This window comes from Streptoalloteichus hindustanus (assembly GCF_900129375.1).
Classification (GTDB): domain Bacteria; phylum Actinomycetota; class Actinomycetes; order Mycobacteriales; family Pseudonocardiaceae; genus Streptoalloteichus; species Streptoalloteichus hindustanus.
The window spans coordinates 853,149-865,882 of record NZ_FQVN01000001.1 but is presented as its reverse complement, the minus strand read 5'-3'; the positions used below and the strand labels follow the sequence as shown (position 1 = coordinate 865,882).

At 72.1% G+C, this 12,734-nt stretch carries 12 protein-coding genes and 3 tRNA genes; 4 read left to right on the top strand and 11 right to left on the bottom strand.

Annotated features, from left to right (window positions below; translation table 11 throughout):
* Positions 1–50: 50 nt before the first annotated feature.
* From BUE43_RS04110 to BUE43_RS04090, 5 genes are all read right to left on the bottom strand, one after another.
* Positions 51–137, bottom strand: a tRNA-Ser gene (locus BUE43_RS04110).
* 187 nt (positions 138–324) lie between these two features.
* Entirely contained in the window at positions 325–906 is a 582-nt protein-coding gene (locus BUE43_RS04105; RefSeq protein ID WP_234995516.1) for an RNA polymerase sigma factor, read from the bottom strand.
* Between the two features lie 214 nt (positions 907–1,120).
* A complete protein-coding gene (locus tag BUE43_RS04100; protein ID WP_073479911.1) occupies positions 1,121–1,339 on the bottom strand; it encodes a CsbD family protein in 219 nt (72 codons plus the stop codon).
* Between the two features lie 100 nt (positions 1,340–1,439).
* Positions 1,440–1,916, bottom strand: a complete 477-nt coding sequence (locus BUE43_RS04095; RefSeq protein WP_073479910.1) for a nucleoside deaminase — start codon at positions 1,914–1,916, stop codon at positions 1,440–1,442.
* Positions 1,913–2,401: a tRNA adenosine deaminase-associated protein gene (locus BUE43_RS04090; protein WP_073479909.1), complete on the bottom strand. Its 489-nt coding sequence runs from the start codon at positions 2,399–2,401 to the stop codon at positions 1,913–1,915. The genes BUE43_RS04095 and BUE43_RS04090 overlap by 4 nt, the downstream gene beginning before the upstream one ends.
* A 78-nt stretch (positions 2,402–2,479) precedes the next feature.
* Between BUE43_RS04090 and BUE43_RS04085 the strand changes: the two genes are divergently transcribed.
* The 3 genes from BUE43_RS04085 to BUE43_RS04075 all read left to right on the top strand — a co-directional run bounded on the left by BUE43_RS04085 (position 2,480) and on the right by BUE43_RS04075 (position 6,080).
* Positions 2,480–3,742, top strand: coding sequence for a M20 metallopeptidase family protein (locus BUE43_RS04085; RefSeq protein WP_083959281.1), 1,263 nt, complete (start codon positions 2,480–2,482; stop codon positions 3,740–3,742).
* 58 nt (positions 3,743–3,800) lie between these two features.
* Positions 3,801–4,799, top strand: a complete 999-nt coding sequence (locus tag BUE43_RS04080) for a prephenate dehydrogenase (RefSeq protein WP_073479908.1) — start codon at positions 3,801–3,803, stop codon at positions 4,797–4,799.
* 81 nt (positions 4,800–4,880) lie between these two features.
* Complete coding sequence (locus tag BUE43_RS04075; protein WP_073479907.1) at positions 4,881–6,080, top strand: thiolase family protein; 1,200 nt, start codon at positions 4,881–4,883, stop codon at positions 6,078–6,080.
* 240 nt (positions 6,081–6,320) lie between these two features.
* Here the strand turns inward: BUE43_RS04075 and BUE43_RS04070 are convergent, their stop codons facing one another.
* From BUE43_RS04070 to BUE43_RS04060, 3 genes are all read right to left on the bottom strand, one after another.
* Positions 6,321–6,920, bottom strand: coding sequence for a putative glycolipid-binding domain-containing protein (locus BUE43_RS04070; RefSeq protein WP_073479906.1), 600 nt, complete (start codon positions 6,918–6,920; stop codon positions 6,321–6,323).
* 27 nt (positions 6,921–6,947) lie between these two features.
* Entirely contained in the window at positions 6,948–7,139 is a 192-nt protein-coding gene (locus BUE43_RS04065) for an antitoxin (RefSeq protein WP_073479905.1), read from the bottom strand.
* Between the two features lie 436 nt (positions 7,140–7,575).
* Positions 7,576–8,775, bottom strand: a complete 1,200-nt coding sequence (locus BUE43_RS04060; RefSeq protein ID WP_073479904.1) for a thioester domain-containing protein — start codon at positions 8,773–8,775, stop codon at positions 7,576–7,578.
* Between the two features lie 487 nt (positions 8,776–9,262).
* Here BUE43_RS04060 and BUE43_RS04055 point away from each other — a divergent pair, with 487 nt between their 5' ends.
* Positions 9,263–9,535 (top strand): hypothetical protein, encoded by a 273-nt coding sequence (locus BUE43_RS04055; RefSeq protein ID WP_073479903.1) that lies wholly within the window; start codon positions 9,263–9,265, stop codon positions 9,533–9,535.
* Positions 9,536–10,194: 659 nt separating this feature from the next.
* Here BUE43_RS04055 and BUE43_RS04050 read toward each other — a convergent pair.
* The 3 genes from BUE43_RS04050 to BUE43_RS04040 all read right to left on the bottom strand — a co-directional run bounded on the left by BUE43_RS04050 (position 10,195) and on the right by BUE43_RS04040 (position 12,610).
* Positions 10,195–10,267, bottom strand: a tRNA-Arg gene (locus BUE43_RS04050).
* Positions 10,268–10,299: 32 nt separating this feature from the next.
* Positions 10,300–10,390: transfer RNA gene (locus tag BUE43_RS04045), tRNA-Ser, on the bottom strand.
* A 195-nt stretch (positions 10,391–10,585) separates the two neighbouring features.
* Entirely contained in the window at positions 10,586–12,610 is a 2,025-nt protein-coding gene (locus BUE43_RS04040; RefSeq protein ID WP_073479902.1) for an acetoacetate--CoA ligase, read from the bottom strand.
* Positions 12,611–12,734: the final 124 nt, after the last annotated feature.

Here is a 12,734-nt window from a genome sequence, read left to right as displayed (position 1 = left end):
GGAGAAAGCAGGAGGGCCGGTCCCGATGGGACCGGCCCTCCTGACGAGAGCGGTAGCGGTGGGATTTGAACCCACGGAGGGCGTGAACCCTCACACGCTTTCGAGGCGTGCTCCTTAGGCCGCTCGGACACGCTACCGCGAGCCAGAATAGCGGACCCCGGAGCGCACTCGTGCCACCACCCCCCTCCCGGGGCCCAAGTGGGGCGAAGAACACAGCTCACACGTGGTCGTGAGGACCGCACGTGGGCAGAGGTGGAACGCCGGCTCCTGCTCGACGGGCGGGTCCACCCGGCATTCCAGCTCGTCGCCGGCCCGCCCGGAAGCTCAACGCCACGCCCGCATCGCCTCCGCCAGGCTCGCCCTCGCCCGGGACAGCCGACCCCGCACCGCCTGGTCGCTCACGCCGACCACCCTGGCGATCTCGGCGTAGGACAGGCCGTCCACCTCGGCGAGCAACCACACCGCGCGTTGCGGCGGAGGCAGTCCCGCGAGCGCGCGGCGCAGGGCGGCGACGCCGGCGCTGGCCTCCGCGACCCGTGCGGGATCGGCGGCCGCGCCGCCACTCACGGCCTCTCCTCCGGGTTCCGGAAGCGTTCCCACGGGATCCGTCCGGCGGTCCCGGCGCTGCCGCAGCACCGCGAGGCAGCGCCGGTGCGCGATGCGGAACAACCAGGTGCGGACCGCCGCGGGCTCCGCCAGCTCGCCCAGCCGCCGCCAGGCGATGACGAAGACCTCCTGGGTGACATCCTCGCTCTCGGCCCGGTCGCCCAGCGTGCGCAGGGCCAGCCCCAGCACGCGGTCGGAGTGCCGGCGCAGGAGCGTCTCGAAGGCGACGATGTCACCGTGGGCGGCCCGGGTGGCGAGAGTGGCGTCATCGACGACGGTGGGCGCCAGCCCGCGCTCCACGCCAGCCGACCCGACCGCCTCCGACGTCAGAGGACGACCTGGTTGGCCCGGCCGTTCGAGCAGCGGTTCGCGTAGCGCGGACAAGGGGCCTCCGGACACGCCCACGCACGAAAGGGTCCGCCCCGCTCACGCGGAGGCGGACCCATCGTGGCAGACCTGTCGTCGTCTCCCGGGGAACGACAGGCGGGCGCCACCAAGAGGTGACCGCGCGCCCTCAGCGGTTGTCGCCGGTCAGCCTGTCCTTGGCGTCCTTCGCGGCGCCGGCGGCCTTGTCCCTGAGGTCGTGGCCGGTCTCCTTGGCCTCGCCCGAGAGCTGGTCCCCCTTGCCGGAGTTCCGCAGGTCCTCGTTGCCGGTCATCTCGCCGATCTTCTCCTTGGCCTGACCGACGACCTGCTCCAGCTTGTCCTTGGCCTTGTCGAACATGCTGCTCATGTGGCGGTCCCTCCGTCGAGCCGCGACCGGCCGGGCGCCGGTGGCGTCGTCACCAGAGGGATGCCCAGAGCCGGCCGCAGTCATTCCCCCGTGTTCCGCTTCACCCGAACCGGTGATTCGCGAAGAACTCGTCCAGGAGGGCGGCGCACTCCTCGGCCAGGACTCCCCCCACCACCTCCGGGCGGTGGTTCAGCCGGCGGTCCCGGACCACGTCCCACAGGGACCCGACCGCGCCGGTCTTCGGCTCCCACGCCCCGAAGACCACCCTGGCCACCCGCGCCAGGACCAGCGCGCCGGCGCACATGGTGCAGGGCTCGACGGTGACCGCCAGCGTGCAGCCCTCGAGTCGCCACCCGTCGCCGTACGCGGCCGCCGCGGCCCGGAGCGCCAGGATCTCCGCGTGTGCGGTCGGGTCGGCCAACGCCTCCCTCGCGTTGCACGCGCCGGCCAGGACCCGGCCGTCCGGCGCGACGACCACCGCGCCGATCGGGACGTCGCCGGTCCCGAAGGCGGGTCGGGCGGCGGCGAGTGCGGCCCGGACCAGGGCGGCGTCGGCGGGGGTGTGGTGCGCGGTCACGCCCCCATCTTCGCCATGAGCTCCCCGAACTGGTCGGCGAACCCGCAGCGCTGGGCGATCATCCGGAGCTGCTCGTCCGGGTACAGGTCGGGCTCGGCCACGATGACGTCCAGCTCGCCCTCGGGCAGCCCCAGGTCGGCCAGGACGGCGAGGTCGCCCTCCGGCCACACCTCCTCGTCGTCCTCGTCCGGCGGGTCCACCCGCAGCAGGTCGAGCACGTCGGCCGCGATGTCGTAGTCCAGCGCGGCGGCCGCGTCGGAGAGCATCAGGTCCACCCCGCCCGGCACCGGACGCACGACGACGAAGAACTCGTCGTCCACGTTGAGCAGGGCGAACACGGCGCCGGTCGAGCGGATGCGTCGCAGGTCCGTGATCGCGGCGTCGAGGTTCGTGAGGACGGCTGTGTCCATCGGGTCGCACCGCCAGTGCCCGTCCTCGCGCACCACCGCCACGGCGAAGCCCCGGACGGGGTCCTCCAGCGCCATGGGACAACCGTAGGCCCGCGCGCCGTAACACGAAAGCACTATCGCCGGTCGGGGGTCACCCAGTGCGAGGATCAACGCATGACCACGTCCCCCGTGTCGCCGCCCGCGCCCTCCCCCGCCGCGTCCGCCGCCCCGGACCCCGCCGACGCCCGCCTCGCCGGGCTGCTCGCCGGGGCCCGCGCGCTGCAGCCCCGGACCGTCGCCCTCCGCCGGGCGCTGCACCGGCGGCCGGAGCAGGGCCTGCACCTGCCGGCCAGCCAGGCCGCGGTGCTCCAGGCGCTGGAGGGGCTCCCGCTGGAGGTGCGCACCGGCGAGTCGGTCAGCTCGGTGGTCGCGGTGCTGGAGGGCGCGCGACCGGGCCCGACAGTGCTGTTGCGGGGCGACATGGACGCCCTGCCGCTCGACGAGGACACCGGCCTGGAGTACTCCTCCGAGGTGCCGGGGTCGATGCACGCGTGCGGCCACGACACCCACGTGGCCATGCTCGCCTCGTCGGCCAGACTGCTCGCCGAGCGGCGGGACCAGCTCGCCGGCAAGGTCGTGTTCATGTTCCAGCCCGGCGAGGAGGGGCACCACGGCGCCCGGTACATGCTCGAAGAGGGGCTGCTGGACGTGACCGGCGAGCGCCCGACCAGGGCGTTCGCCCTGCACATCACCTCCACCCTGCGGTCCGGCGTCGTCCAGTGCCGGCCGGGAGCCGCCATGGCCTCGGCGGACGTGCTGCGGGTGACGGTGAGCGGTCGGGGCGGTCACGCCTCCGCCCCCCACAACGCCCTCGACCCGGTGCCCGCCGCCGCGGCGATGGTCGGGGCGCTCCAGACCATGGTCACCCGCAGCGTCAGCGTGTTCGCGCCGGCCGTCGTGACCATCGCGCACATCAAGGCCGGGACCACCAACAACGTGATCCCGGAGACCGCGTTCCTGGAGGGCACGATCCGGACGCTGTCCGAGGCGACGCGCTCGCAGGTGCACGAGGAGATCCAGCGGGTCTGCCAGCACGTCGCCGCCGCGCACGGGTGCACCGCCGAGGTCTCCTTCGAGTACGGCTACCCGGTGACGGTGAACGACGACGTGGTCGGCCCGGGCGTGGTCGACCTCGCCGCCGCCGTGCTCGGCCCGCAGTACGCCGAGCCGATGCTCGACCCGTTGATGGGCGCGGAGGACTTCTCCTACGTGCTGCGGGAGGTCCCGGGGGCGATGGCGTTCCTGGGCGCGTGCCCGCCGGACTCGACGCCGCAGACCGCCGCGGCCAACCACTCGAACCGGGTCGTCTTCGACGAGAGCGCCATGGCGCACGGGGTGGCGCTCTACGCGGCGTTCGCCCTGGACGCGCTGCGCTGAGGCCACGGGGCCGACATCTTCCGACGGCCGGCCGCCGCGCGCTGCCAAACTGGGCGGCGTGCGGCGGCCGGTGTGTGTCCTCGGATGGGGTTTGATCGGCGGATCGTTGGCGCGGGCGGTGTCCGCGGCCGACAGACCGGTGTGGGGAGCGACCTCCTCGACGGCGGACGCGCGGTCCGCGCGGGACGCCGGCTACGACGTGACGACGTCCACGGCGGAGGCGGTCGCCCGGGCGGCGGAGGAGGACGCCCTGGTCGTCCTCGCGGTGCCGCTGCCCGCCGTCGAACCGGTGCTGCGCGAGATCGCCGCGGTGGCTCCGCGGTGCCGGCTGACCGACGTGGTGAGCGTCAAGGAGCCGGTCGCGGACGCGGTACGCCGGCTGTTGCCGTCAGCTCGCTACGTGGGCGGCCATCCGATGGCCGGCTCGGCGGCCTCGGGGTGGGCGGCGAGCGACGGCGATCTGTTCCGCGACGCGGCGTGGGTCGTCACGGCAGAGGTCACCGAGGACGAGGAGGACGGAGCGACGTCGAGCACCGACGCCGACCTCTGGGCCGAGGTCGCCCGGCTCGCGCTCGCCTGCGGCGCGCACGTGGTGCCGGCGACTCCCGCCGAGCACGACGCGGCGGTCGCGCGGGTGTCGCACCTGCCGCACGTCCTGGCCGCCGTGCTGGCGGCGGTGGGAGCGGACGGCGGCCCGCTGGCGCTGGCGCTGGGCGCCGGCTCGTTCCGGGACGGGACCAGGGTCATGGGCACCCGACCGGAGCTGGTCAGGGCCATGTGCGAGGGGAACCGCCCGGCTCTGCTCGACGCCGTGGACGACGCGTTGGGTCGCCTCGGCGCGGCCCGCGGGGCGCTCGCCTCGACCGGGTCGCTGGCGGCCACCGTGACCACGGGGCACGAGGCCCGACTGTCCTTCGAACACCTCCTCGCCGGCCGGCCGGGGGCACGGGTGCGCGTGGATCCGGCCGATCTGCCGCGCCTGGTGGAGCTGGGGCGACGCGGAGGTCGGGTGATCGGTCTCAACCACGACGAGGCGGTCGTCGAGCTTCCCGGCTGACGCCGGGGCGGATCTCTCCCGTTCCGAAGGAATCCCGCCGACAGGTGTTACAGGTCGGCGCGAATCGGCAAGATGAGTGTCATGCCGCGCGCACTGCTCCTGGACGCCGCCCGAACGCCGTTCGGCCGCTACCGCGGCGGGTTGTCCGGCATCCGCGTCGACGACCTGGCCGCCCTGCCGATCACCGAGCTGCTCCGCCGACACGGGCCGGCCGGCTCCGGCCGGCTCGACCCCGCCCGGATCGACGACGTCCTCTACGGCAACACCAACGGCGCCGGCGAGGAGAACCGGAACGTGGCGCGGATGGCCGCGCTGCTCGCCGGACTGCCGACCAGCGTGCCCGGTGTGACGCTCAACCGGCTCTGCGCCTCGGGGGGCGAGGCCGTCGTGCAGGCCGCCCGCGCGCTCGTGGCCGGCGACGCCGACCTCGTGCTGGCCGGCGGCGTGGAAGGCATGAGCCGCGCGCCGTTCGTGCTGCCCCGTCCCGACCGCGCCCTGCCTGACCGGGTGGACCTGGTGCCCACCACGTTGGGCTGGCGCATGGTCAACCCCCGCATGCCGGACGAGTGGACGGTGCCGCTCGGACGTGCGGCCGAGCAGGTGGCCGTCCAACTCGGCATCTCCCGCGAGGAGATGGACGCCTACGCGCTGCGCTCGCACCGCCGCGCGACCGCGGCCTGGGACGCCGGCGTTCACGACGGCTTCGCCTTCGCCGTGCGGACACCGGACGGGAACACGGTCCGTCGCGACGAGTCCGTCCGCGCCGACACCACGCCGGACAAGCTCGCCCAGCTCAAACCCGCGTTCTCGCCCGAGGGACCGGTCACGGCCGGCAACTCCTCGCCGCTCAACGACGGGGCCGTCGCCGTGCTCATCGGCACCGAACGCGTGGCGGCCGACCTGGGCGTCGAGCCTCTCGGCGAGGTGCTGGGCAGCGCCGTGGCCGCCGACGACCCGCAGCGGTTCACGCTCGCCCCGGTCCCCGCCGTGCGCAAGCTGCTCACCCGGCTCGGGGTGTCCGCCGAGGACGTCGACCTCTGGGAGGTCAACGAGGCGTTCGCGGCGATGGTGCTGTCCGTGCTGCGTCACCTGCCGGAGGTGGACAGCGCCAAGGTGAACGTGCACGGGGGAGCCATCGCCTACGGCCACCCGTTGGGCGCCTCGGTTCCGCGCGTCGTGGTCGACCTGTGCCGGCACCTGCGGGCCCGTGGCGGTGGCCTGGGCATCGCCACGGCCTGCGTGGGCGTCGGACAGGGCGTCGCGATCGCAGTTCGGGTCTGACCAGACGACCTCACCGGCACCCGACCGACCGGCTCGCGTCAGGAGAATCCCGACAAGGCCGGCAGGAGACCGCGATCACGCGGTTGCCGAGGATCGATCACCGGAACACCGGCGATCATTGGTGGCGGACATCACCAAGCTAGGCGAGACGCGCGACACGGACAACGACCTCACCCCGATCGTGGGGCTCCGCGTGCCGGGAACCGCCGGATCAGGGGAAGAAGTCCCGTGACCAGGTGATCAGACGCGACGGGCGACGCCGGGATAGTCGACGACGACGCCATCGGCGTCGAACACGATCTCCGAGGTGAACGAACCCGACGCGAAGTGGACCACGGCCCCCGTCGTGCCCTGCCCGACCACCGAGACAGTCCGGTAGGTCTGGCGCACCAGGCTGACGGACAGGTCGGGCAACGACACCCACACCACGGGAAACGAGAACTCGCCCGGTTCCCGGTGCAGGTCGAGGCGACGCACCGGAAGGGTGTTGAACAGGACGCTGTCCCGGACGTCGACGTCGGAAGCCCCGGCGAACGCGGCGCGCTCGACATCACCGTTCCTCCGGTCGACGAGCCAGAAACCGTCGTCACCCCGGCTCAACGAGAGGTGCCGCTCGTCGTCCTCGGTGGTGGTCCCGACCAACAGGCGGCGGGTCGCTCCCGTCTCGTCGACCAGGAGCTCGTAATACGCGCTGTACGCCGCGGTCTCGCCGGCGGCCGCCACCGCGCGGCCGGCGGCCCGCAGCCGGCCGGTGCCGTTGAGCACCAGCCGGGCCGACTCGAGCCGGGGCGTCTCCGCCCCCTGCCAGGTCGCCAGCACGGCGCGCCGGTCCGCGCTCACCGCTCGGCTCCGGCGTGGGCGACCCGCTCAGCCGCGCCCGGCACCGTCGTTCCCGTCGGGGATGAGATCCTTGATCTTCTGGACGCCCTGGTCGATCTGCTCCTCGTGGCCGAAGCGCTCCTTGGCCAGCTCGCCGACCTTCTCCACCGCCATCTCAACCTTGTCGCCGTGCTGCTGCAGCAGACCCTCGGCGGCCTTCTTCAGCTCGTCGAAGTTCATGGCGCTCCTCCACGTCCAAGCCGGCCGGCACGGCGGCGACGGGGCGCGCGGTGAGGCCGCGACGTCCGACCCCGAGCCAATACGCAGGGTACCGGAACCACCAACAGCCGCCGGATGACTTAACCCGTCGTCGTGAACCGACACAGCAGACCGTAATCACCGCTGACCTGGGCCGGAGCGGCCGGCGGAAGCCCCATCCCCGAACGGAGAAGGCATCGGCGGGGGTGCCGACGGGGTTGTGCGCCCCGCCCGCCATCTGACTGTTCAGCCGTTGCGGTGACCGTGGTTCGGGTCATGCCGCCGGCACCGCCGGCGGGCGGGAAAGCCGCGCGACAAGGCCGTCCACCTTTCCCCCACGGTCACGACGACGAGGAGCCCTTCCCGCGCGCGGGAAGGGCTCCTCGGATCACCGTTCTAGGGCTGTTGTCTCAGCCGGTCACGCCTTCTTGCGGCGCCGCTGCAGGATGAGCGCGGTCGCGCCGCCGCCCACCAGGACGATGCCCACGCCGATGGCGCCGAGCACGGAGGCGCCGGTGTTGGCGAGGTCGTCGTTCTTGGCGACCGGAACCGGCTGGGCCGGCGTGGTGCTGGAGGTCGGGCCCGGGGTCACCGGCACCGAGCTCGACGGCTGCTGCGAGGCGGACGGGGTGGTCGACGGCCCCGGAGTGGTGGACGGCGCGACCGAGGACGACGAGGTCGTCGGCGTCGTCTTCTTCTTCCACTTCGCCACGGCCTCGGCCTTGGTCTTGGTCTGCGAGCTGGCCGCGGCGATCAGCGTCTGGGTGCGCTTGCCGTGGTCCGAACCGACGAACAGGCGGCCCTTCTCGACGGTGGCCTCGGCCTCGGCGTGCAGCGTGACGTCACCGGCCTCGCCCTTGACGTCGGCCGGCACCTTGACCGACACCTTGTCGCCGCCCTTGACCGTCTTCACCGGCTTCTCGTCGGCGCCGAGGATCTGGACGCCCTCCGGAGCGCCGTCCTTGAGCGACAGCTTGACCTCGTTGGCCTTGGAGTCGACCGTGAACGGGCCGATCTTCTCGCCGGCGACGCCCTCGAGCTTCTCCGGGTCCAGCTTCAGCGAGACCGGCGGCTGCTCCTTCTGACCGACGTTCTTGTCGCCGGTCAGGTACGAGTAGAGCTTCTTGACGTCGTCGTTGTTGCCGTGATCGTCGAGCTTCGCGCCGTTGCTGAAGTGCCAGATCGCGGCCTGGGTGCCCGCGATCGCCTCCCCGCGGGTGAGGTCCTTGGCCTCAACGACCTTGCCCAGCGCTTCGGTGTCCACGGTGGGGTAGGAGTGGTTGAGGATCCACAGCACCTTGTCGCGCTGGGACTTGAAGCCCTTGCCGCCGTCGGGGTAGTCCTCCCAGCGCGCTTCCTTCATCGGGTAGCCGTCACGCGCGGGCACGTCGAGCTCGACGCAGTACGTCTTGAGGACCTTGCCGTCGCTGAGTCTCAGACCGATCAGCGAGGTCACCTCGTGCTTACCGTTGATCGTGACCCGGTCACCGGCGACGCCGTTGCCGAGCGCCACCTCGCCGGTCGCCTCCGCGGAGGCCGGCAGCGCGCTCGCGAGCAGGGCGACGGCGGCGCCGAGGAACGCGGCGCCGAGACGCGCGGGGTGCAGCCTGGATGCCATTTCTCTCCTTCCCACCTGGGGGAACAGCGGGTTCAGGAACAGCGGATACGAAGGCACTTCTCTGAACGCTTTCACCGCTCCGGGGACAGGACCCGGGGCCACGCGTTAGCCCGTACGGTCTAACGCCGGTTGTCCGTCATACCCGGTGCGAGCGAGTGCGGCGAAACACTACTCGATCGAGCAATACCTTGTCGCCAGGGGGTGGACTTCGTCCCTTTTCCCCCGCCGTGGCCGTCCCGTTTCGCATTCGCGGACAACCGGAGGGTGGCCAAGAACGTCCACAGGTGATGCCTATCGCCCCGGGATGGCGGTTTGTTGCGGTTTTGCCATGGCGGATCGGTAACGAAGAGATGTCAGCGGAGCCACGAGAACCCACTATCGGGTGACTTTCCGCGTTTGTGTAACGGTCGGTGCACGTGGCACGCCGGGGCGGGAACAACCGGATCGGGCGAGGCGGCGCCGCGGTGTCGTCGGCCACGCTTGCGGGGTGACCATCGAGCCCGACCACCGGAACCACCGCCAGCTCGCCGAGCAGTACGCCGCGTGGGCGGAGGACGCGCGACGCGCGGCGGACAACGAGCGCAAGGAGAACGTGCGGTCGTACCTGCTCCAGGCCGCCACCGCGGACGCGGTCCTGGCGATCTACCACGAGTTGCGGCACTCCCACGACCACCCTGAGGGCGGGGAGCGAGCCGAGGAGTTCGGGTCCCACGGCGCGCGGACCTCCGACATCCTGCCGCCGCGAGGTCCCATCCGATAGGCGGTTCGCCGCTCGCAGACCACGGTGGTCAGCACGGTTGGCGGTCGCACGAGGAGACCTTCAGGCAGTCAGAGAGAACGCCAGTCGCGCCGCTGCTTCTGGATCACGGCTGCGCACAGGTTGTGCGGGTGCCACAACCTGCGGATACGCCAAACGGCCACCAAGAGATCTGGCAGCCGTCTCCTTCCATCCTGGCAGGGCTGTGCGACACCACCCTAAAACCGCAGGTCAACAGGGCTGACAAACATTTCCCAGCCTACGTCCCGCCCGCTCGTCACACCCCGTCAACGGGATGCGGCACCCCGGAGGGGCCGGTTTCCCACCAGATCAGATAGTGGGATCGGAGAGACGGGCGAACGACGCGAGGACCCGACCAACGGTGCGATGCGGACAAAGCGCTCCAGGAGGATCTCGCCAGAATCTTTCACCGGGAGCACCGAGGAGCGGAATGCCCGCTCCGGAGCGCCGGCCACATAAACGATCAAGAAGCCGGACACCCCGCCCCATTGCGCCGACGCCAGGCGAACAAAGATCATCCGGCGGCCGAACAGCCGGACCCGGCGAACCGATCACATCGTGACGGGTGCCTCCACCGACCACCCGGGACGACACAAGCCGAAGGCCCCGTCGACGAATATCGACGGGGCCTTCGGCCGTTGCGCGCTCGGCAGGACTCGAACCTGCAACCTCTTGATCCGTAGTCAAGTGCTCTATCCGTTGAGCTACGAGCGCATCTTCAGTTGTCCCGGCCGGGACCGGGCTTGCGGAGGCTCCGGGATTTGAACCCGGGAGGGGGTTTGAGCCCCCAACCGCATTAGCAGTGCGGCGCCATAGACCAGACTAGGCGAAGCCTCCCGGGGCCGCCGTGGCCACCGGACGCAAAGACTACACACAACTCGCCCAGAAGGGCAAAACGGCTGGTCAGACCGGCTGCAGCCCGCTCTGGGGCCCCCGGAGGAGGCCAACGACGGTCGGGGCGGCCGGCAGCCCACAGGTGTGCCGACCGCCCCGGACCGACGAAGCGGTGACCAAAAGCACAGTGTTCCCGGGTCAGTCCCCGTCCTCGGCCGACGCCCCGGCGGCGTAGGCCAGGAACGGGCGCAGCGCGTCCGGGTTGGCGAGCGCGTCCCGGCTGACCGCCCGCTCCGGGGGCGTGCCGGCGAGGATCTTCTTCACCGGCACCTCGCACTTCTTGCCGTTGAGCGTGCGCGGCACGTCAGCCACCACGACGAACCGGTCGGGCACGTGCCGGGGCGACAGCTGGGCCCGCAGCGCCGCGCGCAGCTCCGGCTCCACGTCGGCCAACGAGGAGCCCGGCGCGAGCACGAGGAAGCAGAGCAGCTCGCCCTCGGTCCGCCCGGCTCCCGAGGTGTCGATCACCAACGAGTCGAGCACCGCGTCGAACCCCTCCACCACGCGGTAGAACTCGCTCGTGCCCATCCGCACGCCGCCCCGGTTCAGGGTCGAGTCGCTCCGCCCGTAGATCACGCAGGAGCCGCGCGGTGTCACCCGGATCCAGTCACCGTGCCGCCACACGCCCGGGTAGGTCTCGAAGTAGGCCTCCCGCAGCCGCGCGCCGTCCCGGTCGTCCCAGAAGAACACCGGCATGGACGGCATCGGCTTAGTGATCACCAGTTCGCCCACCTCGTCCAGCACCTCCCGGCCGGACTCGTCGTAGGCCGCCACCGCCGCGCCGAGCATCCGGCAGGAGATCTCCCCCAGCCAGACGGGCACGTCCGGGGACGAGCCGACGAAGGCCGTACACAGGTCCGTGCCCCCGGACACCGAGCAGATCTGCACGCGGGCGCCGACCGAGCCGACCAGCCAGCGGAACCCCTCCGGGGTCAGCGGCGCCCCCGTGGAGCCGACGGCGCGCAGCGCGGAGAGGTCGAACTCCTTGGCCGGGTGGACGTCCTGCTTGAGGCAGGACTGGATGTAGGGGGCGGACGTGCCGAAGAACGTGACCCGCTGCTCCTCCGCCATCCGCCACAGGGCCCGCAGGTCGGGGTGGCCGGGGCTGCCGTCGAAGAGCACCAGCGTCGCGCCCACCATGAGGCCGGACACCAGGAAGTTCCACATCATCCAGCCGGTGGTGGTGAACCAGAAGAACCGCTCGCCCGGCCCCAGGTCGCAGTGCAGCGACAACGCCTTCACGTGCTCCAGGACGATCCCACCGTGGCCCTGCACGATGCCCTTGGGCAGGCCGGTCGTCCCGGAGGAGTAGAGGACCCACAGGGGGTGGTCGAACGGGACCGGGTCGAAGACCAGTTCCGCGTCGGCGTGCCGGGCGAGCAGGTCCGCCCAGGGCAGGACCGGGTGCGGGTCGTCCGGCAGGGTGGCGCCGTCGCCGAGGTAGTCGACCAGCACCGTGCCGCGCAGGCTCGGGATCGACGCCCGCAGCCGCTCGATGGTCGGGCGCACGTCGAAACCGCGCCCCGCGTAGCGGTACCCCGCCACCGCGACCAGCACCGTCGGCTCGATCTGCTCGAAGCGGTCGGCGATCGCCCGCGCGCCGAAGTCCGGCGAGCACGACGACCAGGTGGCGCCGAGGCTGGCCGCGGCCAGGAACGCGATGAGCGTCTCCGGGCAGTTGGGCGCGAGGGCGACCACCCGGTCGCCGCGGCCCACGCCCAACCCGACCAGCCCGGCCCGCACGGCGGCCACCCTGGTGCGCAGGTCGCCGTAGGTGAGCCGCTCGGTGTGGCCGTCCTCGCGGAGGAACACCACAGCCTCGTCGCCGTCCGCGCGCCCCTCGCCGGGGCGCAGCGCGTGTTCGGCGTAGTTCAGCGTCGCGCCGGGGAACCACCGGGCTCCCGGCATCGTGTCGCCGTCGAGCACCGTCCGCGGTTCGTCGTGGAAGCGCACTCCGGCGAACTCCGCGAAGGCCGACCAGAAGCCGGACAGGTCGTCGACCGACCACTGCCACAACGAGGTGTAGTCGGGCAGGTCCAGGTCGCGGTGCGCGCGCAGCCAGTGGCGGAACGCCGTGACTCGGCTCCGCGCCACCCGTTCGGGGTCGGGCTGCCACAGCAACTCCGGTGCGCCAGCGCCGTTGTCGGCCGGGTTCTCGGTCATGCCCCGTTCCTAGCCGATCCGGACGGCCCGGAGAAGGGGTTCGCCCCACACCCGCGGGCCGCTTCCGGCGGTCCCGTCAGCAGGGTGTTCGCTGGGCGGACGCCTCAGCCGGCGAACCGGGCAC

Bases quoted from the DNA above. Each gene is read 5' to 3' on its own strand.
- BUE43_RS04100 (WP_073479911.1), bottom strand. From the start codon at position 1,339: ATGAGCAGCATGTTCGACAAGGCCAAGGACAAGCTGGAGCAGGTCGTC.
- BUE43_RS04090 (WP_073479909.1), bottom strand. From the start codon at position 2,401: ATGGCGCTGGAGGACCCCGTCCGGGGCTTCGCCGTGGCGGTGGTGCGC.
- BUE43_RS04085 (WP_083959281.1), top strand. From the start codon at position 2,480: ATGACCACGTCCCCCGTGTCGCCGCCCGCGCCCTCCCCCGCCGCGTCC.
- BUE43_RS04075 (WP_073479907.1), top strand. From the start codon at position 4,881: ATGCCGCGCGCACTGCTCCTGGACGCCGCCCGAACGCCGTTCGGCCGC.
- BUE43_RS04065 (WP_073479905.1), bottom strand. From the start codon at position 7,139: ATGAACTTCGACGAGCTGAAGAAGGCCGCCGAGGGTCTGCTGCAGCAG.
- BUE43_RS04060 (WP_073479904.1), bottom strand. From the start codon at position 8,775: ATGGCATCCAGGCTGCACCCCGCGCGTCTCGGCGCCGCGTTCCTCGGC.
- BUE43_RS04040 (WP_073479902.1), bottom strand. From the start codon at position 12,610: ATGACCGAGAACCCGGCCGACAACGGCGCTGGCGCACCGGAGTTGCTG.